A 19034-nucleotide genomic window follows, 5' to 3' on the forward strand; every position below is an offset into this window, starting at 1 on the left:
TCGTGACACGCGGACGCCACGCCGCATCCGGGGCAACCTCCCACAGATTTGACAGCGGTGTGCAAGGGAGTAGTGTCGTCCCTCGTGACACCAGAGGGAACCGGCCCCGCGCCAGAAACACGATCGCCCAAGCGATGGATCATCGGCGACCCGCTCTCGACCGAGCACCTCGAGGGTCAGCTGCTGCCCAAGCACCTCGCCCTGCCGATCTTCGCCAGCGACCCGCTGTCGAGCGTGGCCTACGCGCCGCAAGAGCTCCTGATGATCCTCACCCTCGGCGGGCTCGCGTTCCTGAGCTTCGCCCCGTGGGTCGCGGCCTTCGTCGTTCTCCTCCTCGTCGTCGTGGTCGCGTCCTACCGCCAGCTGATCAAGGCCTACCCCTCCGGCGGCGGTGACTACGAGGTCGCCTCGAAGAACCTCGGTGAGAAGGCCGGACTGCTCGTGGCCTCCGCCCTGCTCGTCGACTACGTGATGACCGTGGTCGTCTCGGTGGCCAGCGGCGTGGACAACATCATCTCGGCGCTGCCGATGCTGGCCGGTTTCCGGGTCGAGATCGCCGTCGTCTTCGTCATCCTGCTCGCGGCGGTCAACCTCCGCGGCGTCGCCGAGTCGAGCAAGGCGTTCGCGATCCCGACCTATCTGTTCATCGCGAGCGTGTTCGTGCTCGTGGTCGTCGGCCTCGCCCGGGTCGCCCTCGGCGACGCCCCCGTCGCCGAGTCGGCGGGGTTCGACGTGCAGGCCCAGAACCTGGCCCAGTCCGCCTTCATCCTGCTGCTGCTGCGCTCATTCGCCAGTGGGTGCAGCGCGCTCACCGGCGTCGAGGCGATCGCCAACGGAGTGCCCGCGTTCAAGCATCCGAAGGTCAAGAACGCGCAGCGCACCCTCGTGCTGATGGGCGGGATCGCGATCACCCTGTTCGTCGGCCTGACCGCGCTCGCCCTGATCACCAAGGTGCACTACGCCGAGAACCCCTGCGACCTGATCGGCTGGGACGAGTGCGCGACCTCGCCGCAGCGGAGCCTGATCGCCCAGATCGCGGCCGCCACCTTCGGCAACAACTCGATCATGTTCTTCGTGCTGCAGGCCGCGACCGCCGCGGTGCTGCTGCTGGCGGCCAACACGGCCTTCAACGGCTTCCCGCTGCTCGGCTCGGTGCTGGCGAAGGACTCCTACGCCCCCAAGTCACTGAGCACCCGCGGCGACCGCTTGATCTACTCCAACGGCGTGCTGCTCCTGGCCCTGTTCGCCTGCCTGATCATCATCGTCTACCAGGCGAACCTCACGGTCCTGATCCAGCTGTACATCATCGGTGTCTTCGTCTCGTTCACGCTCGGCCAGACCGGCATGGTGAAGCACTGGCTCACGCTCCTCAAGACGAACCCGCCGAACCGCGGCTCGATCATCGCGAGCCTGTCGATCAACGGTTTCGGCGCACTGCTCACCGGCGTCGTGCTGATCGTCGTGACCATCACCAAGTTCACCCACGGCGCCTGGCTCGTCTTCGTGATGATGCCGGTGCTCTTCACGTTGATGCTCGGCGTCAACCGGTACTACCGGGACGTCGCCAAGGAGATCGAGGTCGACCCGGAGACCACCTTCGGCTCCCAGGGCGACCACGCGATCGTGCTCGTCGGCAAGATGCAGAAGCCCGTGCTCAAGGCGCTCGACTACGCGATCGCCGCCCGCCACGAGGGCATCGAGGCCGTGCACATCTCGATCGACGAGGAAGAGACCAAACAGCTCAAACGCGACTGGGTCAGGCAGAACATCCAGGTGCCGCTGCGGATCGTGCAGTCGCCCTACCGGGACATCAGCTGGCCCCTGATCAGCTACATCAAGGACCGCCGCGTGGACCACGGCTCCGAGGTCATCACCATCTACACGCCGATCTACATCGTCGGACACTGGTGGGAGGGCCTGCTCCACAACCACAAGGCCCGGCGCCTGCGCCAGAAGCTCATGCTCGTGCACGGCGTCACCATTGCGCTCGTGCCGTGGCTGCTCGACTCCTCCGAGCTCATCTACGGCCGCCGGTCCCGGCCGATCCCCGGCCAGGACCGTCGCGGCGAGCCCGTGCGTCCCCGTCCGATCCCGCGCAAGCCGCTCGCGCCCGCGACCAAGGAGATCCCCGTGCGGCCCACGCCGGTGGTCGGCGTGACCCCGCCGCAGTCCCGACCGTCCGCTGCACGACGCCGCAAACGCAAGTAGCCGGTGCGGCTCGCACCGGCGGTCTTCCTCGGCGGTGTCGTCGGGACCGCCCTGCGTTTCGGCACCGACCTGGTGCTGCCGCACTCCGCCGACCAGTTCCCTGGCGGGACCCTCGTGGTCAACACGCTCGGCGCGTTCGTGCTCGGCTGGCTGGTTGCCGGGCTCTGGACCCGGCCGGCGGTGCCGCAGTGGATCAAGGCGGCGCTCGGCCCCGGCCTGCTCGGTTCGTTCACGACCTTCTCCGCGGTGATGGTCTCGCTGGTCACCCTCGTCTCCGCCGGCTCCTGGGCGCTGGCCGCGGCCTACCTCGCGGTCACGCTCACGCTCGGCTTCGCGGCCGCCGCTCTCGGGCTCTGGCTCGGCGCCCGGGCGGCCGGGCGTGCGGCGACGGATGCCGGGGGCACCCCGTGAACGCCGGCCTGGTCATCGTCATGCTCGCCTGCGGCGGCGCGGCGGCCGTCATCCGCTACCTGGTCTCGCGCACCCTTCCGCTCGGCCCGGGCGGGCTGCCGCTCGGCGTTCTCGTGGTGAACGTGGCCGGATCGCTCATCGGCGGCGTGGTGCTCGGCCTCGTCGAACGTGCCGCGGTCGGCGACGACGTTCGCCTGGTCGTGCTCACGGGCGTCTGCGGCGGACTGACCACCTTCAGCACCTGGAGCGTCGAGACCGTCGAGCTGATGCTCAAGGGGCGCTGGCGGGCCGGCCTGGCCGGCCTGGCCGGCAACCTCGTGCTCGGGCTCGGCGCCTGCGCAGCGGGGTACCTGCTCGCCCGGTGATGCCCACACGGCAGTGCCGCCTCCCGGCCGGGCGCGGCTAAAGCAGTGCGACGATCTGGCGGGCGATCGTGCGGCCGGCCCGGTGCGCGCCGACCGTGCTCGCCTGGGGTCCATAGCCGGCCAGGAAGATGCGCGGGTCTGTCCAGGATGCCCCGCCGCCGACGGAGAGCCCGCCGGCCTTCTCCCGCAGCTTGAGCGGGGAGAGGTGGCGCAGTTCGGGCCGGAACCCGGATGCCCAGATGATCGCGTCGGCCTCGGTGAACGTGCCGTCGGGCCAGCGCACCCCGGTCGGCTCGATGGCCGCGAACATCGGCCGGGCCACGAGCAGCCCGCGGTCGATCCCCGCGGCGATCCGGCGGCTCACCGGAACGCCGGTGCCGCTGACGATGCTCGGCAGGGCGCGCCCGGCCCGGGCTGCCTCGTCCTGAGCGGCGACCGCGGCGGAGGCCCCCTCGAGTTCGAGCAGCTCGGTGTGGATCCAGTCGATCGGGCGCCTGGCCGCCCAGCTGAGCTCGGCCCCGACGCCCTCGAGCTCGAGGAGGAACCCGATCGCGCTGGTGCCGCCTCCGACGACCACCACGCGCTGGCCGGCGAATTCGTCGGCGGACACGTAGCCCGCTGTGTGCAGCTGCCGCCCGGCGAAGCGATCGGCGCCGGGGTAGTGCGGCACGAACGGAGAGCCCCAGGTGCCCGTGGCGTTGACGAGGAGCCGGGCCGTGGTGTCCCGGTCGCCGTAACCCGGCGAGGTCGTCGACACCACGAGGTCCGCCCGGTGATTGGCCACGGATCGCACGGTGACCGGCCGCACGACCTTCAGCCCGAAGTGCTCCTCATACCGGCGGTAGTAGTCCGCCACGATCTCCCGGGCGGGAAGTGAGCGGTCGGCGGTGTCGAAACTGATGCCGAGTTCAGCCATCCCGGGCAGATCATTGACCCGGTGTGCCGCACCGAGGCGCAGGGACCGCCAGCGATGTTGCCAGGCTCCGCCCGCATCCGGACCGCGGTCGAAGATCACAAAGTCGCGACCAGGGCTAAGCTCGAACTTGCGCAGGTAGTAGGCCACCGAAAGGCCGGCCTGACCGGCGCCGACGATGACAACGGGTACCGTCGCCTCGTTCGCCATCACACCTCATTCCAGCAGGGTGGCCTGTGAACCTCGTCAGCGGGGGTTCAGGCCCATCATGCTAAACTAGCGGCTAGTTTTCACCATTCCGTTCGGCAACTCCCCGGGTGACTCATTCCTCACTCGGCCTGGCATCGTTAGGGGGTCTCGCATGGGGCGCGGCCGTCAAAAAGCAAAGCACACCAAGGTTGCCCGCGAGCTGAAGTATTTCAGCCCGGACACCAACTACAACGCGCTCGAACGCGAGCTCACGGGGCATCCGGTCGAAGACCCGCGCCTCGACGAGGACCTCGCGAAGTGGCCGGAATACGAGGCGTCGAAGCCCGGCAAGGGTGACGAAGACGACGAGCAATACGTCGATACCTACGCGACGGAAGACGAGCAGCGCACGGCGTGATGCCGCGCGATGTGCGCGATGCGAAGCATCGCGAAAGGCGGCAGCCCCAAACCCGGCAGCCTCCAGGAGTGCCACTGCGACCGGTGACCGGTGACCGGTGACCGTGACCGTGAAGTATCCCCACGACTGCCGACCCCCGTCGCCCCCTCGCGCGCGTTACCCCGCGCGCCCCGCGCGCCAACGCAACTCGCCGAGATCTACCTATTCCGTCGAGACCGACTAGCGCGCAGGGCGGTCTCGACCGGAAGGGCAGATCTCGGCGAGGGCAAGTGGGGTCGGCCCCCGCAACTGCCCCCGCCCCGCCGACCGGGTCAGCCCGCGTAGCCGCCGACCAGGCGCACCGCGCCGCCGTTGACGCCCTTGGCGCCCTGTTCGAAGCCCGACAGGTCGTGCGCCGCGGTCGAGACGCGTCCGGCAACCCAGGCGGGGATGCCGTCGGCGGCCAGGCGCGCGATCACGGATGACGCGGAGCCGGCCGCGACGACCGCGAACATGCCGATCCCCAGGTTCCAGGTGCCCTCGGAACTCTCGAGGGAGGAGCCGGCCATCTCGCTGAGCACCCGGAAGACGGGCGACGGCGACCAGGTGGACCGGTCCACCTCGACCCAGGAGCCGAGCGGCAGCACACGGGCGAGGTTGGCCGCGATCCCGCCGCCGGTGACGTGGCTGAGCGAGTGCACCGCCCCGGCGAGCTCGGGGTCGGCCAGCACGCTGAGCAGCGGGCCGCTGTAGAGCCGGGTCGGGGTGAGCAGCACCTCGCCGACGACCCCGCCGAGATCGGCGGACGTGTCGGCGTAGCCGATGCCGCGCTGGGCGAGGATGTGACGCACGAGCGAGTAGCCGTTGGAGTGCAGCCCGGATGACGCGAGTGCGATGACCACGTCGCCCGGCGTGACTCGTTCGGCGCCGAGGACCTGGTCGGCCTCGACCACGCCGGTGGCCGCGCCGGCGACGTCATAGTCGTCGGGGCCGAGCAGGCCGGGGTGCTCCGCGGTCTCTCCGCCGACGAGGGCGGTTCCGGTTTCGGAGCAGGCCCGGGCGATGCCGGCGACGATGTCCGCGATGCGTTCGGGGACCACCTTCCCGCAGGCGATGTAGTCGGTCATGAACAGCGGGCGGGCGCCCACCACGACGATGTCGTCGACGACCATGCCGACCAGGTCCTGGCCGATGGTGTCGTGCTTGTCGATGGCCTGGGCGATCGCGACCTTGGTGCCCACGCCATCCGTCGACGTCGCCAGCAGCGGGCGACGGTAGGAGGTGAGGAACGACACGTCGTAGAGTCCGGCGAAGCCGCCGAACCCGCCGAGCACCTCGGGGCCGTGGGTGCGGGAGACGGCGGCCTTCATCAGGGAGACGGCGAGGTCGCCGGCCTGGGTGTCGACTCCGGCCGCGGCGTATGAAGCGTTGCTCATTCTTGTCTTCCTGGGTCGCCGATCGGGAACGCTCCCGGCATTGCGGGGATGCGGCCCTGGGTCGTTGGTTCTCCGGCCGGGGCGCCGGGGCGGCGCGCAGCGGCCTCGAGCAGGGGCTCGTACTCCGCGTCGGGTCCGGGGTCGCAGCCGTCGGACCCGGCGGGGCGTTCGAGCAGGTTCTTCCCCAGGTGGAGCGCGTCGGGCAGCGGGATCGGGTAGACCCCGGTGAAGCACGCGGTGCAGAGCTTCTCCCGCGGCTGCTCGGTGGCGGCGATCATGCCTTCCGGGGAGAGGTAGCCGAGCGAGTCGGCGCCGATGGCCTGGCGCACCTCGTCGACGCCGAGCCCGGTCGCGATGAGTTCGGCCCGGGAGGCGAAGTCGATGCCGTAGAAGCAGGGCCAGGTGATCGGCGGGCTCGAGATGCGCACGTGCACCTCGGCGGCGCCGGCCTCCCGGAGCATGCTGACGAGGGCGCGCTGGGTGTTGCCGCGCACGATCGAATCGTCGACGACGATGAGGCGCTTGCCCTTGATCACGGCCTTGAGCGGGTTGAGCTTGAGCTTGATCCCGCGCTGGCGGATGGTCTCGGACGGCTGGATGAAGGTGCGGCCGACATACGAGTTCTTGACCAGACCCTGGCCGAACGGGATGCCGGACGCCTGCGCGTAGCCGATCGCGGCCGGCGTGCCCGACTCGGGGGTCGGGATGACGAGGTCGGCCTCGACCGGGTACTCCGCGGCGAGGCGGCGGCCCATTTCCACCCGCGCCTCGTGCACCCCGCGGCCGGCGATGGTGGTGTCCGGCCGGGCCAGGTAGACGTATTCGAACACGCAGCCGGCGGGCTTGGACTCGGCGAACCGCTGCGAGCGCAGGCCGTCTTCGTCGATGATGAGCAGTTCGCCCGGCTCGACCTCGCGCACGAAGCTGGCGCCGACGATGTCGAGGGCCGCGGTCTCGGATGCGACCACCCAGCCGCGTTCGAGGCGGCCCAGCACCAGCGGGCGCACGCCCTGCGGGTCGCGGGCCGCGTACAACGTGGTCTCGTCCATGAAGACGAGGCAATAGGCCCCCCGCAGCCGAGGCAGCACCTCGAGCGCCGTGGCCTCGAGGGTGTGGTCAAGGTCGCCGGTGAACAGCGCCGTGATCACGGCGGTGTCGGTGGTGTTTCCGCGGGCGAGTTCGCCCTCCACCTTCGGGTAGCGTTCGTGCACGAGCTGCAGGAGCTCGGCGGTGTTGGTGAGGTTGCCGTTGTGGCCGAGCGCCACGGTGCCGCCGGAGGTGCGCCCGAGGGTGGGCTGGGCGTTCTGCCAGCTCGAGGACCCGGTGGTGGAGTAGCGGGTGTGGCCGACCGCGATGTGGCCGAGGAGAGTGCTCAGTGCGGCCTCATTGAAGACCTGCGCGACGAGGCCCATGTCCTTGTAGATGAGGATCTTGGAGCCGTCGCTGGTGGCGATGCCGGCCGATTCCTGCCCGCGGTGCTGCAGGGCGTAGAGGCCGAAGTAGCTGAGTTTGGCCACCTCCTCGCCGGGGGCCCAGACGCCGAAGACGCCACAGGCATCCTGCGGACCCTTCTCACCCGGGAGAAGGTCATGACCTAGAAGTCCGTCGCCACCAGCCAAATCGAAGCCTCTTAACTATTTTTACTCTGAGTTGTCGCTGGAATTCGGGGAGTCGGACGGAGCATCCGGAGCCTCCTGGCCGCTCGGCCCATAGGCGCCCAGTCTATCGACGACGACCGTGGTGGCCGAGCGGCCGGCGACCCGGTCGATGACCATGGCGGCCACGGCGCCGACGGTGACGCCGGCCACGACCCCCGCGAGCAGTAGGAATCCGAAGACCTGGCTGGGCGCGAACTCCGCATTCGCCGGGAAGGAGACGGTGAGCACGAGGGCGAGGATGGCGCCGACGACGGCGCCGAGGATCATGAAGTTGAGGTAGCGCGGCGAGCGCCGCACGGTGACCCGGGCCTGGTCGACGAGGATCTCGCCTTCGCCGGACTCCGGGACCTGCTGTTCGGGTTGCTCGGCTGAACTCACCCGTCCATTGTCGCACGCGCGCCGGGGCCATCGGCTGGCTTTTCGCGGTCGCTGGCAGACTGGGCGGATGAACAGGATTGCGGTGCTCGGAAGCGCGAACATGGACCTCGTCGTGCGGCAGCCCCGCCCCGCGAACCCCGGGGAGACGATCATCGGCTCCGCCTTCATGACCGTGCCGGGCGGCAAAGGCCTGAACCAGGCGGTCGCCGCTGCCCGGCTCGGTGCCTCGGTCGACTTCCTCGGCGCGGTCGGAACGGATGCCTACGGCTCGGAACTGCGCGCGCTGCTGGGCTCGGAGGGCATCCGTTCGTCGGGTCTCGCCACGATGCCGGGGGCGACGGGGACTGCCCATATCGCCGTCGTGGACTCCGGCGAGAACTCGATCGTCGTCGTGCCCGGTGCCAACGCGACGGTGACGGGCCTGTCGGAGGCGCAGCGGGAGACGATCGGCGGCGCCTCCCATCTCCTGTTGCAGTGCGAGCTGCCGGTTTCCGCGCTCGTAGCGGGCGTCACCGCCGCGCGGGCGGCCGGAGTGTTCACCGTGTTCACGCCGGCGCCGGTCGTGCCACTGCCGGACGGTTTCCTCGCCGGGGTGGACCTGGTCGTGCCCAATCGCCTGGAATCCGCGGCGCTCACCGGCGAGAGTGACCCGGTGCGCGCGGCCGAGGCACTCAGCGCCGGCGGCACCTGGGCCATCGTCACCCTCGGTGCGGAGGGCTGCGTCGTGGCCTTCGACGGCAGCGTGCTCGGGCTCGCCCCCGCGCGCCCGGTGCGTGCGGTCGACACGACCGCCGCCGGGGATACGTTCGTCGGCGCACTCGTCGCGCGACTGGCGGCCGGTTCGGGCCGCACGAGTGGTGCCGGTGCCGCCGCCGCGGGCGCCGGCGCGGGTACTGGTGCCGATGCCGGCGCGGGCGCGGTTGCGGGGCCCGCGACCGTCAGCGAGGCAGAGATGATCGACGCGGTGCGCTGGGCGACCGTTGCGTCGTCCCTGTCGGTCACCCGTCCCGGTGCGACGAGTTCGATGCCGACCCTGGCCGAGGTCAGCGCGATCCTCCGCTGAGTGCGCCGGATCCCCGCGTCGGCCGCTGCAACCGGGCTGCGCCGCCGGGCTGCTCCTAGCCCAGCGGGAGCGGGAGGTGCGCGGCGAGGTCGGCCCGCTGGCCGGAGGCGTGGATGCGCCCGGTCGCGAGACCGTCGACCCAGGAGAGCGCCCCGGTGGCCAGGGCGAGCCAGGTGGCGGCATCCGTCTCGACCACGTTGGGCGGGGTGCCGCGGGTGTGCCGGGGACCGGCGATGCACTGCACGGCCCCGAACGGCGGCACGCGCACCTCGAGGGTGTTGCCGTTGGCCTCCTCGGAGAGCAGCTGCAGGGTGTAGCGCACGGCGAGGGCACGGATGTCCCGGCTCGCCCCGGGCGCATCCGCCACGTAGCGGCGCACCGCCGCGCGTCCCACCCCGTCGTCGATCCTCGCCTTGGCCATCTCCCCATTCTGCCGTCCTCGCCCGCACCCCGCCCCCACCCCCTTCGCACCCCATTCCGCACCCCCTTCGCGAGAGTGGAACCGAAGTGGGAAACGAGGGAAACCGAGGAGGGACCACGGGCGCGGCATCCGGTAGCCTGAACCGGTGAGAATTCTGGTCCTCGGTTCCGGTGCCCGCGAGCACGCCATCATCACCGCCCTGCTCCGAGAGGAGCCGGCCCACGAGGTCGTGGCCGCACCCGGCAACGCCGGGATCGCCCGGGACGTTCCGGTCGTTCCGCTCGATCCGACCGACCCGGAGCAGGTCACCAACTACGCCAACCTGAACGGTGTCGACCTCGTCGTGATCGGCCCGGAGGCTCCCCTCGTCGCCGGCGTCGCCGACGCGTTGCGCGCCCACGGAATCCCCGTGTTCGGCCCGGGCAAGGCCGCCGCGGCCCTCGAAGGCAGCAAGACCTTCGCCAAACGCATCATGGAAGCGGCCGGGGTGCCGACCGGCCGCGCGGTGCGGGCCGGCACGCTCGCCGAGGCGACGGCGGCGCTCGACGAGTTCGGCTCGCCCTACGTCGTCAAGGCCGACGGCCTCGCCGCCGGAAAGGGTGTGCTCGTCACCGAGGACCGCCCCGCGGCCCTCGCCCACGCCACCCACTGGCTGCAGCACGGCAGCGTGCTGATCGAGGAGTTCCTCGACGGGGCGGAGGTCTCGCTCTTCCTGCTCAGCGACGGCCACACCGTGCTCCCCCTCTCCCCCGCCCAGGACTACAAGCGCCTCGCCGACGGCGACGCCGGCCCGAACACCGGCGGGATGGGCGCCTACTCCCCGCTGCCCTGGCTCGACGCCCGGTTCGGCAGCGAACAGGCCTTCGTCGACGAGGTCATCGAGACCATCGCCCTGCCCACCGTGCGCCGCCTCGCCGCCGAGGACACCCCGTTCATCGGGCTGCTCTACTGCGGCCTCATTCTGACGGATGCCGGCATCCGCGTGATCGAATTCAACGCCCGCTTCGGCGACCCCGAGACCCAGGTCGTGCTGCCCCGGCTCGTCACCCCGCTGTCTGGCCTGCTGCTGGCCGCGTCCACCGGCGCGCTCGGCGGCCTGGCCCGCCCGGTGTTCTCGGCCAACGCCTGCGTCACGGTCGTGCTCGCGAGCGAGAACTACCCGGATGCCCCCGTCACCGGGCGTCCGCTGGCCGGCCTCGACGCGGCATCCGTCGTGCCCGGCGTCACGATCGCGCACGCGGCGACCGCCGTGATCGACGGCGTGCTCGTCTCCACCGGCGGGCGCGTGCTCAGTGTCGTCGCGGTCGGCGACGGCTTCGCCGAGGCCCGAGCCCGCGCCTACGAGGCCCTCGCCCTGATCACCCTCGAGGGCGCCCAGTACCGCACCGACATCGCCGCCCGCGTCGCCGGCTGACACCGTGCGAGAGAATGAAGCCGTGACCTCACTCGACCAGCCATCGACATCCGCCCCCCTCGACCTGCCGGGCTGGCGCCACGCCTACTCGGGCAAGGTGCGCGACCTGTACGTTCCCGCCGGGGCGAACCCGGATGCCCCCGTCGACCTGGCCACCGCCAGCCGGGTGCTCGTCGTCGCCAGCGACCGTGTCAGCGCCTTCGACCACGTGCTCGAGCCCGGCATCCCCGGCAAGGGCGAACTGCTCACCACGCTCAGCCTGTGGTGGTTCGACCAGCTCGCGGGCATCCCCAACCACCTCGTTCCCGACCACACCGTGAACGGAGTCGTGTCGAGCCTGATCCCCGCCGCGGTCGCCGGCCGGGCGATGCTCTGCAAGACCCTGGACATGTTCCCGATCGAGTGCGTCGTGCGCGGCTACCTGACCGGCTCCGGCTGGAAGGAATACCAGGCCAGCCGGACCGTGTGCGGCATCCCGCTCCCCGCCGGGCTGCAGAACGGCGACCGGCTGCCCGAACCGATCTACACCCCGGCCTGGAAGGCGCCGATGGGCGAGCACGATGAGAACATCTCGTTCGAGCGCACCGTCGAGCTTGTCGGCGAGCCGGTCGCGACCGAACTGCGCCGGCTCTCGCTCGAGATCTTCGGTCAGGCCTCCGTCATTGCCGAGAAGGCCGGCGTCATCCTCGCCGACACGAAGTTCGAGTTCGGCGCCGACCGCGTCACCGGCGTGATCACGCTCGCCGACGAGGTGCTCACCAGCGACTCCAGCCGCTACTGGGACGCCGCCTTGTGGCGCTCCGGCAGCACGCCCGAGCAGCGGATGGCCAGCTTCGACAAACAGATCGTGCGCGACTGGCTCTCCGCCCACTGGGACCAGACCGGCACTCCGCCCGCCCTGCCGGAGGACATCATCGCGCGCACCTCCGCCCGCTACCTGGAGCTGCTCGAGCGGCTCACCCACGCCGGGCTCGCCCCGAAGGTCTGATACCCGCCCTGGCCGGGCCGGCACCCGGGCAGCGCAGGGCACCCGGGCACCCGGGCAGCGCGGTCGCCCGCGTCGCGGGGAGTCACGCCCACCCGCCCGGTGCCCCGAAAATGTTACGCTCCCGGCATGCGAATCAAGATGTGCAGTGTCCACGTGAACGATCCCTCGGCCGCGTTCGACTTCTACACATCCGTCCTCGGTTTCGAGGAACTGCTGACCATGCCCGAACACCAGCTCTACGTCGTCAAGTCCCGCGAAGACCCCGACGGCGTCGGGCTTCTGCTCGAGCCGAGCGACAACAAGATCTCCACGAAGTACGCCCAGGGGCTGCGCGCCCTCGGCCTGCCCGTGATCGTGCTCGGCTCGGCCGATGTGCGCGCGGATTACGACCGGCTCACCGCCCTCGGGGTGCGCTTCACCAGCGAGCCGATCACGGATGCCTCCGGCACCTCGGTGCTCTTCGACGACACCTGCGGAAACCTGGTCCAGGTCCACCAGGACTGAGCAGCTCCACCAGGACTGAGCAGCTCCACCAGGACTGAGCGCCCAGCTGCACCAACACGCCCAGCACCGTTCAGCCTTGCGTTGCAGGGCCGACTTGGGGCTAACTCAGGAGAATTGGTTCGCCTGCACGGGCACGGCTGCGGTTTTCCGTCGCAAACCGAAGCTGGCCGAGTGGATCTCCTGAGTTAGCCACCAGCACGACCCGACCAGGGTCGTTCCCGGGCCCGCGCCCTCGCCGCCCCCGAACGGGGCATTCCGGAATACCGGCGGGCCGGCATCCGTTTAAGCCGCTGTGAGCCACTCTGCGAACGACCTCCTTCCCGCCTCCACCGGAATGGGCGCGGTGACCCTCCGGGTGGGCAACCTCGACGCCATGATCGCGTACTACCGGGATGCGGTCACCCTCACGCTGCTCAGCCAGCACGGCGCTGTCGCCGTGCTCGGCCGCGGCAGCACGCCGATCGTCATCCTGCAGCACACCCCGGAACTCGCCGCGGCCGAGCCGCGCTCGAGCGGGCTGTTCCACACCGCTATCCTCTTCGACACCCAGGCGCAGCTCGCCGCGGCCGTCTACTCGGTCGGCACGAAGCATCCGGGCACGTTCACCGGCAGCGCCGACCACCTGGTCAGCCAGGCGTTCTACTTCACCGACCCGGAGGGAAACGGGATCGAACTGTACTGGGACCGCGACCGCACGGCGTGGAGCTGGTCGCACGGCCAGGTCGAGATGGCCACCCTCTACCTGGACCCGAACGAGTTCATCGGCGAGCACCTCACCGAGGCCGGCCAGGCCGATCCCTCCGCGGGCAACGCCATCGTCGGGCACGTGCACCTCTCCGTCGGCGACGTGGCCACGGCCCGCCAGTTCTACGTCGACCGGCTCGGCTTCGAAGCGACGGCGTCGCTCGGCGGCGCGGCCCTGTTCGTGTCCGCGGGCGGCTACCACCACCACATGGCGATGAACACCTGGAACAGCGCCGGCGCAGGCAAGCGCCGGCTCGCGCTCGGGCTGGGCGAGGTGGACATCATCCTGCCGACGGTCGACGACATCGGCGCGCTGGGCGAACGGATGAGCCACTTCGGCGTGGAGACCCGCCACGATGGGCAGACCCTCGGCTTCGACGACCCGTGGGGCAACCAGATCGTCGTCCGCAACGCGTAGCGTTGCGAAAGACGGCAGCCCCTACCCCGGCAGCCTGACACCCGGGGAAGAACAGGCCGAGCACACCCGCGTGGGCGGCCACGTTCTAGACGGTCGCGGCCTTTATCAGGCTCCCGGGGCCGAGGCCGGCCCTGCCGGCGGTCGGGTGGCGGCCCGCTTGCCGCGGCGGGACAGCCCGTGCACCGCGGCCTGGAACTCGCGCGCGCCGAGAGGGCGCCCCGGCAGTTTCGGGCGGTCCAGGTCTTTCGAGCGCAGCCCGTCGAGCACGATCGAGAGTTGCCGGCGCCACTGGCCGGTGTAGCCGCCGCCGAGGGTGCCGAGGGAGCCGACCATGGTGACCAGCACGGCCAGGTCGACCGCGTCGACGTCCGGGCGCAACGCACCGTCTCGCTTGGCCTGGGCCACGAGCGCCGCGATCACGGCCTGGAAGTCCTTGCCCTTGCCGAGCGTCGGGTCGATGGTCTCCATCCGCTTGAGGATGAAAGGGAGGGCCGGGTCGGCGACGAGCCATTCGGCCACCCGCTCGGTGTAGACGACGATGCCGTCCCACGCGGTGGGGGCCGCGGCGATCTCATCCTTGACCGTGGCGAGTTCGGCGAGCGCGATCTCGTGCAGCGCGCGGATGAGGTCGTCCCTGGTCGGGAAGTTGCGGTACAGGGTGGCCACACCCACGTCGGCGCGGCGAGCGATCTCCTCGAGCGACGCGTCGACACCGTGCACGGCGATCAGGGCGCGGGCCTCCAGGAGGAGACGTTCGCGGTTCTGCCGGGCGTCACGCCGTCTCGGCTGCACCCCGTCCTGCTGGGTCGGTTCGGGCGAAGTCATGGGCTTGATTCTAGGACCCTTACCTCCGACTTCGCGGAGGGGATCCTCCACGACCCGGGTTCTAGGTCGGTCATGTTGCGTCCACCGGCGTGTCCCACCAGAATGCAATCAACGAAACCTGGCACCGCGGCCCGATGCCGGCCGTGCGGAACGGAGCTGGAATGCCGGTCGAGAACAACACCCGGGAGTTCGATCCGGAGATAGTGACCGACTTCCGGGAGCGGATGAGCTACGGCGCTTACCTCGACCTGGACACCCTGCTCGGCGCCCAGAAACCGGTGAGCAGGCCGGAGCACCACGACGAACTCCTCTTCATCATCCAGCACCAGACCACTGAACTCTGGCTCAAGCTCGTGCTGCACGAACTGCGGGCCGCCACGGAGCACCTGCGCCTGGACCGGATCTCCCCGGCCCTCAAATGCATCGCCAGGGTCAAGCACATCCAGCGCACACTCACCGAGCAGTGGTCCGTGCTCGCGACCCTCACCCCGAGCGAATACGCCGAGTTCCGGGGGGTTCTGGGCAACTCCTCCGGGTTCCAGTCCTATCAATACCGGGCAGTGGAGTTCGCACTCGGCAACAAGAACCGGCGGATGCTCACCGTGTTCGAGAGCGACGAGACGGCGCATGCGCTGCTCACCGAGATGCTCGAGGCGCCGAGCATCTACGACGAGTTCCTGCGCTACCTGCACCGGCAGGGATTCTCCGTTCCCGCCGCCGTGCTCGACCGGGACGTCACCGAGGCCTGGGTGCTGCACCCGGAGCTGGTGGCGGTCTTCCGCGGAATCTACGAGAACGCCACCCTGCACTGGGGTGCCTACGAGGCCTGCGAGGAGCTCGTCGACCTCGAGGACAACTTCCAGCTCTGGCGGTTCCGGCACCTCAAGACGGTGCAGCGCATCATCGGCATGAAGCACGGCACCGGCGGCTCGAGCGGCGCCGCCTTCCTGCAGAAGGCGCTCGAGCTCACCTTCTTTCCCGAGCTGTTCGCGGTGCGCACGGAGCTCGGCACGTGAGCCGCGGGCGTCGACCTCCCTCATGAGCGGCACCGTCTTCCCCGGCTTTCTCGACGCGCACGTGCACCTGGCCCTGATCGACCCTGCCGGCCTGGCCTCAAACGGCATCGCCAGGGTGCTCGACCTCGGCGGGCCGCACCGGGCACCGGAGACGGATGCGGACGGCTCCGGCCCGCAGACGGCCTTCGCCGGCCAGTTCCTCACCACGCCGGGCGGCTACCCCGCCCGGCAGGGGTGGACCCCGGCCGGCAGCGTCTGCGAGGTGGCGCGCGCCACGGACGCCGCCGCGGCCGTGGACCGGCAGCTCGCGGCCGGCGCATCCGTGATCAAGGTCACCCTGAACACCGCGGCCGGCCCGGTGCTGCCCGGCGACGTGCTCGCGGCGATCGTCGCCAGGGCGCACGAGCGCGGCGTGCTCGTCGTCGCCCACGCGGAGGGCGCCGGCCAGGCCGGGGACGCGTACGCCGCGGGCGTCGACGTGCTCGCGCACACCCCGTTCGACGAGCGCCTGGACGACGACCTCATCGCCGCGATGGCCGGCCGGATGACCTGGATCAGCACCCTCGACATCCACGGCTGGGGCCGGCCCACCGACGACTTCGCCCGGGCGAGCGACAACCTTCGCCGGTTCCACGCCGCCGGCGGCCAGGTGCTCTACGGCACGGACCTCGGCAACGGCCCGCTCCCGGTCGGACTCAACCGGCGCGAGCTCGACGCCCTGCTGGCCTGCGGCCTCTCCCCCGGCGAACTCCTCCGCGCCCTGACCCGCGACTCCATCGGCCGGTTCCCCGGCGCCCTCCCGCGCACCGGCGCGGGCCTCCCCGCCACGGTCATCCCGGGCGAGCGCCCCGGCGACCCGGGCGATTTCACCCGCTGGCTGTGCACGGCACGGGTGGTCCCGGCTGCGGACGCCGGGGAAGTCGGTCATCATGGGAGCCTGCCGCATCAGCCGTTCGAGACCGAGGAAACCAGATGACCCCCAGCACCGAAAGCAGCCACGCCGGCCTCGGCGGCCAGGACGCCCAGCTCGCCTTCGCCCGCCGGATGGACCGCATCGACGGCCTCGCGCACTACCGCCGCCAGTTCGTCGGCACCGACGGCGTCGGCGACGCCACCCCGAACCCGTTCGCCTACCTCGACGGCAATTCCCTCGGGCGGCCGAGCCTGGCCAGCGTGGCCCGGATCACCGAGTTCCTCACCCACGACTGGGGCACCCGACTGATCCGCGGCTGGGACGAGCAGTGGATGGACCTGCCGCTGAAGATCGGCGACGACCTCGGCCGCGCCGCGCTCGGCGCCGGGCCCGGCCAGGTGTTCGTCGGCGATTCCACCACCGTGCTGCTCTACAAGCTGGCCCGCGCGGCGGTCGACTACCGCCGGATCGACACCGAGCCGGTGCGCACCGAGATCGTGCTCGACACCGACAACTTCCCCACCGACCGGTACCTGCTCGAGGGCATCGCCGCCGAGCGCGGGCTCACCCTGCGCTGGATCCACGCCGACCCCGCCTCCGGCGTCACCGTCGACCAGGTTCGGCAGGCGGTCGGCCCGCAGACCGCCCTCGTGCTGCTCAGCCACGTCGCGTACCGCTCCGGCTTCCTCGCCGACATGCGCACCATCACCGAGCTGGTGCACACCGCCGGCGGGCTCGTGCTCTGGGATCTCAGCCACTCGGTCGGGTCGGTGCCGGTCGAACTCGACCTCTGCGACGTCGACCTGGCCGTGGGCTGCAGCTACAAGTACCTGAACGGCGGCCCGGGTGCCCCCGCGTTCGGCTATGTGCGGCGCGACCTGCAGGACGTGCTCACCCAGCCGATCCAGGGCTGGATGGGAACGAAGGATGTCTTCACGATGGGCCCGGGGTATGTGCCGGCCGACGGCATCCGCCGCTTCATGAGCGGAACTCCCGCCATCGTCGGAATGCTCGCCATGCAGGACACCATCGCCATGATCGAGGAGGCCGGCATCGAACAGGTGCGGGCCAAATCGGTGGCGCTGACCGAGTTCGCGCTCAGCCTGGTCGACACCTGGCTGGTGCCGCTGGGCGTGCGGGTGACTTCCCCGCGGGAGCACACGCACCGGGGCGGACACGTGACGATCAACCACCCGGCCATGCGGCAGGTCACGAAGACGCTCTGGGAGCACGACGTGATCCCCGATTTCCGGGGCCCCGACGCCCTGCGGATCGGGCTCTCGCCGCTCAGCACCAGCTTCGTCGAGACCTTCGAGGGCGTCGCCGCGATCCGTGACGTGCTCCGCGGGGTGCTGCTCGGACAGAGCGGACTCGCGGACGGCGCCGAGGCCGGTCGCAGCACCCCTGCCGGCCTGTAGAATCGTGGAATCCACCCCCCGACGTCTCCGGAGTGAACCATGCCAACAATCGTCGTAGAAGTTATGCCCAAGGCCGAGCTGCTTGACCCGCAGGGCAAGGCCGTCGCCGGCGCTCTCGGCCGCCTCGGCAAGAGCCGGTTCACCGGCGTGCGCCTGGGCAAGCGGTTCGAGATCACCGTCGCCGGGCACATCGACGACGCCGTGCTGGCCGAGATCCAGGAACTCGCCGACACCGTGCTCTCCAACTCCGTCATCGAAGACGTCGTCGGCATCCATGTGCTGGAGGCACCCGCCGGAGAGACCCACTGATGCGCGTCGGAGTCGTCACCTTCCCCGGCTCGCTCGACGATCGTGACGCGCAGCGTGCGATCCGCCTGGCCGGCGCGGATCCCGTCGCCCTCTGGCACGGCGAGCACGACCTGCACGGCGTCGACGCCCTGGTGCTGCCCGGCGGTTTCAGCTACGGCGACTACCTGCGCGCCGGCGCCATCGCCAGCCTCTCCCCGATCATGGCCGAGGTCATCGACGCCGCGAACAAGGGGATGCCGGTGCTCGGCATCTGCAACGGCTTCCAGATGCTGACCGAGGCACACCTGCTCGAGGGTGGCCTGATCCGCAACGACCACGGTTCCTTCATCTGCCGGGACCAGCAGCTGCGCGTGGAGAACACGGCCACCGACTGGACGAGCGGCTTCACGGCCGGCCAGGAGATCACCGTCCCGCTCAAGAACGGCGAGGGCGGCTTCATCGCCTCCGCCGATATGCTCGCGCGCCTCGAGGGTGAGGGACACGTCGTCGTGCGCTACCTCGGCCTCAACCCGAACGGTTCCCTGAACGACATCGCGGGCATCACGAACGCCCGCGGCAACGTCGTCGGGCTGATGCCGCACCCCGAGCACGCCGTCGAACCCGGCTTCGGCCCCGACACCGCCGACGCGATGCGCAGCGGCGTCGACGGTCTCACCTTCTTCAGCTCGGTGATCCAGCGGGTGCTCGCAACCGCGTAGGGCTTCCCGGCGGCGACCCGGTGGTCGGGCCCGTCGAGACCCGAGAAAAATCGAATATACTATCGATTTCTTTAGGAATACAGTGACAAATTCTCGACTTTGTGTTCGATTCGGCGTACACTGGTGGCATGGCAGGAGCCTCGGATCCGCAGTCACAAGCCGCCCCGGCAGGGGCGGCGAATCGGTCAGCGTTCGGCCTGACCGGCTCGGAGTCGACTGCCGCCCCGGCCGGGTCTGTTCCGGTCGGGTCTGATCCGGTCGGCGCCGGGCCGGCGCAACTGATCGGGCGGGCGCGGGAGGCCGTAGCCGCGGCCCTGGACGGGATCGCGTTCGGGCTGCTCAGTGACG

General features: G+C 70.5%; 21 protein-coding genes. 15 read left to right on the forward strand and 6 right to left on the reverse strand.

Annotation, left to right across the window (positions count from 1 at the left end):
- The first annotated feature begins 72 nt into the window (after positions 1-72).
- Genes E3O32_RS07290 through crcB form a run of 3 tightly spaced genes read left to right on the forward strand, consistent with a single transcriptional unit; the run spans position 73 to position 2984 of the window.
- A complete protein-coding gene (locus tag E3O32_RS07290) occupies positions 73-2208 on the forward strand; it encodes an APC family permease (protein WP_420898099.1) in 2136 nt (711 codons plus the stop codon).
- Positions 2209-2211: 3 nt separating this feature from the next.
- Positions 2212-2619: a fluoride efflux transporter FluC gene (locus E3O32_RS07295; protein ID WP_134508111.1), complete on the forward strand. Its 408-nt coding sequence runs from the start codon at positions 2212-2214 to the stop codon at positions 2617-2619.
- A complete protein-coding gene (crcB, locus tag E3O32_RS07300; protein WP_134508112.1) occupies positions 2616-2984 on the forward strand; it encodes a fluoride efflux transporter CrcB in 369 nt (122 codons plus the stop codon). The genes E3O32_RS07295 and crcB overlap by 4 nt, the downstream gene beginning before the upstream one ends.
- Positions 2985-3021: 37 nt before the next feature.
- Here the strand turns inward: crcB and E3O32_RS07305 are convergent, their stop codons facing one another.
- Positions 3022-4107 (reverse strand): NAD(P)-binding domain-containing protein, encoded by a 1086-nt coding sequence (locus E3O32_RS07305; protein WP_134508113.1) that lies wholly within the window; start codon positions 4105-4107, stop codon positions 3022-3024.
- A 151-nt stretch (positions 4108-4258) separates the two neighbouring features.
- Between E3O32_RS07305 and E3O32_RS07310 the strand changes: the two genes are divergently transcribed.
- The gene (locus E3O32_RS07310) at positions 4259-4504 is read left to right on the forward strand and encodes a DUF3073 domain-containing protein (protein ID WP_134508114.1); all 246 of its coding nucleotides are present in this window, start codon (positions 4259-4261) and stop codon (positions 4502-4504) included.
- Positions 4505-4815: 311 nt separating this feature from the next.
- On the opposite strand, the gene purM is transcribed toward E3O32_RS07310, so the two are convergent.
- The 3 genes from purM to E3O32_RS07325 are packed head-to-tail and all read right to left on the reverse strand — an operon-like array spanning position 4816 to position 7955.
- Positions 4816-5919, reverse strand: coding sequence for a phosphoribosylformylglycinamidine cyclo-ligase (gene purM, locus E3O32_RS07315; RefSeq protein ID WP_134508115.1), 1104 nt, complete (start codon positions 5917-5919; stop codon positions 4816-4818).
- The gene (purF, locus tag E3O32_RS07320; protein WP_241974696.1) at positions 5916-7538 is read right to left on the reverse strand and encodes an amidophosphoribosyltransferase; all 1623 of its coding nucleotides are present in this window, start codon (positions 7536-7538) and stop codon (positions 5916-5918) included. Before purF ends, purM begins: the two co-directional genes overlap by 4 nt.
- A gap of 21 nt (positions 7539-7559) precedes the next feature.
- Positions 7560-7955: a hypothetical protein gene (locus E3O32_RS07325; RefSeq protein WP_134508116.1), complete on the reverse strand. Its 396-nt coding sequence runs from the start codon at positions 7953-7955 to the stop codon at positions 7560-7562.
- A gap of 67 nt (positions 7956-8022) precedes the next feature.
- On the opposite strand from E3O32_RS07325, the gene E3O32_RS07330 reads away from it, so the two are divergent.
- Complete coding sequence (locus tag E3O32_RS07330) at positions 8023-9018, forward strand: ribokinase (RefSeq protein WP_134508117.1); 996 nt, start codon at positions 8023-8025, stop codon at positions 9016-9018.
- 55 nt (positions 9019-9073) lie between these two features.
- Here the strand turns inward: E3O32_RS07330 and E3O32_RS07335 are convergent, their stop codons facing one another.
- Positions 9074-9439: a sterol carrier family protein gene (locus tag E3O32_RS07335; protein WP_134508118.1), complete on the reverse strand. Its 366-nt coding sequence runs from the start codon at positions 9437-9439 to the stop codon at positions 9074-9076.
- A gap of 145 nt (positions 9440-9584) precedes the next feature.
- Here E3O32_RS07335 and purD point away from each other — a divergent pair, with 145 nt between their 5' ends.
- The 4 genes from purD (at position 9585) to E3O32_RS07355 (ending at position 13507) form a co-directional block, all read left to right on the forward strand.
- The gene (gene purD, locus E3O32_RS07340) at positions 9585-10853 is read left to right on the forward strand and encodes a phosphoribosylamine--glycine ligase (RefSeq protein ID WP_134508120.1); all 1269 of its coding nucleotides are present in this window, start codon (positions 9585-9587) and stop codon (positions 10851-10853) included.
- A gap of 22 nt (positions 10854-10875) precedes the next feature.
- Entirely contained in the window at positions 10876-11841 is a 966-nt protein-coding gene (locus E3O32_RS07345) for a phosphoribosylaminoimidazolesuccinocarboxamide synthase (protein ID WP_134508122.1), read from the forward strand.
- 138 nt (positions 11842-11979) lie between these two features.
- The gene (locus E3O32_RS07350; RefSeq protein ID WP_420898100.1) at positions 11980-12345 is read left to right on the forward strand and encodes a VOC family protein; all 366 of its coding nucleotides are present in this window, start codon (positions 11980-11982) and stop codon (positions 12343-12345) included.
- 334 nt (positions 12346-12679) lie between these two features.
- A complete protein-coding gene (locus E3O32_RS07355) occupies positions 12680-13507 on the forward strand; it encodes a VOC family protein (RefSeq protein ID WP_134508142.1) in 828 nt (275 codons plus the stop codon).
- A 105-nt stretch (positions 13508-13612) separates the two neighbouring features.
- Here E3O32_RS07355 and E3O32_RS07360 read toward each other — a convergent pair whose 3' ends face one another.
- Entirely contained in the window at positions 13613-14332 is a 720-nt protein-coding gene (locus E3O32_RS07360) for a TetR/AcrR family transcriptional regulator (protein WP_134508126.1), read from the reverse strand.
- Positions 14333-14493: 161 nt separating this feature from the next.
- Between E3O32_RS07360 and kynA the strand changes: the two genes are divergently transcribed.
- From kynA to E3O32_RS07390, 6 genes are all read left to right on the forward strand, one after another.
- Positions 14494-15348 (forward strand): tryptophan 2,3-dioxygenase, encoded by an 855-nt coding sequence (kynA, locus tag E3O32_RS07365; RefSeq protein ID WP_134508128.1) that lies wholly within the window; start codon positions 14494-14496, stop codon positions 15346-15348.
- 22 nt (positions 15349-15370) lie between these two features.
- Complete coding sequence (locus tag E3O32_RS07370) at positions 15371-16324, forward strand: amidohydrolase family protein (protein WP_134508130.1); 954 nt, start codon at positions 15371-15373, stop codon at positions 16322-16324.
- Complete coding sequence (locus E3O32_RS07375) at positions 16321-17679, forward strand: kynureninase (RefSeq protein ID WP_134508132.1); 1359 nt, start codon at positions 16321-16323, stop codon at positions 17677-17679. The genes E3O32_RS07370 and E3O32_RS07375 overlap by 4 nt, the downstream gene beginning before the upstream one ends.
- A 39-nt stretch (positions 17680-17718) precedes the next feature.
- Positions 17719-17988 (forward strand): phosphoribosylformylglycinamidine synthase subunit PurS, encoded by a 270-nt coding sequence (gene purS, locus E3O32_RS07380; protein WP_134508134.1) that lies wholly within the window; start codon positions 17719-17721, stop codon positions 17986-17988.
- The gene (gene purQ / locus E3O32_RS07385; protein WP_134508136.1) at positions 17988-18686 is read left to right on the forward strand and encodes a phosphoribosylformylglycinamidine synthase subunit PurQ; all 699 of its coding nucleotides are present in this window, start codon (positions 17988-17990) and stop codon (positions 18684-18686) included. Before purS ends, purQ begins: the two co-directional genes overlap by 1 nt.
- A 128-nt stretch (positions 18687-18814) precedes the next feature.
- On the forward strand, positions 18815-19034 hold a 220-nt coding region (locus E3O32_RS07390; RefSeq protein ID WP_198417539.1), incomplete at its 3' end, for a hypothetical protein.

The sequence above is a fragment of the Cryobacterium mannosilyticum genome (assembly GCF_004402705.1).
Taxonomy (GTDB): domain Bacteria; phylum Actinomycetota; class Actinomycetes; order Actinomycetales; family Microbacteriaceae; genus Cryobacterium; species Cryobacterium mannosilyticum.

Excerpts from the sequence above, each read along its gene's own strand:
- E3O32_RS07305 (WP_134508113.1), bottom strand. The coding sequence starts at position 4,107 with ATGGCGAACGAGGCGACGGTACCCGTTGTCATCGTCGGCGCCGGTCAG.
- E3O32_RS07310 (WP_134508114.1), top strand. The coding sequence starts at position 4,259 with ATGGGGCGCGGCCGTCAAAAAGCAAAGCACACCAAGGTTGCCCGCGAG.
- purM (WP_134508115.1), bottom strand. The coding sequence starts at position 5,919 with ATGAGCAACGCTTCATACGCCGCGGCCGGAGTCGACACCCAGGCCGGC.
- E3O32_RS07330 (WP_134508117.1), top strand. The coding sequence starts at position 8,023 with ATGAACAGGATTGCGGTGCTCGGAAGCGCGAACATGGACCTCGTCGTG.
- E3O32_RS07335 (WP_134508118.1), bottom strand. The coding sequence starts at position 9,439 with ATGGCCAAGGCGAGGATCGACGACGGGGTGGGACGCGCGGCGGTGCGC.
- E3O32_RS07350 (WP_420898100.1), top strand. The coding sequence starts at position 11,980 with ATGTGCAGTGTCCACGTGAACGATCCCTCGGCCGCGTTCGACTTCTAC.
- E3O32_RS07355 (WP_134508142.1), top strand. The coding sequence starts at position 12,680 with ATGGGCGCGGTGACCCTCCGGGTGGGCAACCTCGACGCCATGATCGCG.
- E3O32_RS07360 (WP_134508126.1), bottom strand. The coding sequence starts at position 14,332 with ATGACTTCGCCCGAACCGACCCAGCAGGACGGGGTGCAGCCGAGACGG.
- kynA (WP_134508128.1), top strand. The coding sequence starts at position 14,494 with ATGCCGGTCGAGAACAACACCCGGGAGTTCGATCCGGAGATAGTGACC.
- E3O32_RS07370 (WP_134508130.1), top strand. The coding sequence starts at position 15,371 with ATGAGCGGCACCGTCTTCCCCGGCTTTCTCGACGCGCACGTGCACCTG.
- E3O32_RS07375 (WP_134508132.1), top strand. The coding sequence starts at position 16,321 with ATGACCCCCAGCACCGAAAGCAGCCACGCCGGCCTCGGCGGCCAGGAC.
- purS (WP_134508134.1), top strand. The coding sequence starts at position 17,719 with ATGCCAACAATCGTCGTAGAAGTTATGCCCAAGGCCGAGCTGCTTGAC.
- purQ (WP_134508136.1), top strand. The coding sequence starts at position 17,988 with ATGCGCGTCGGAGTCGTCACCTTCCCCGGCTCGCTCGACGATCGTGAC.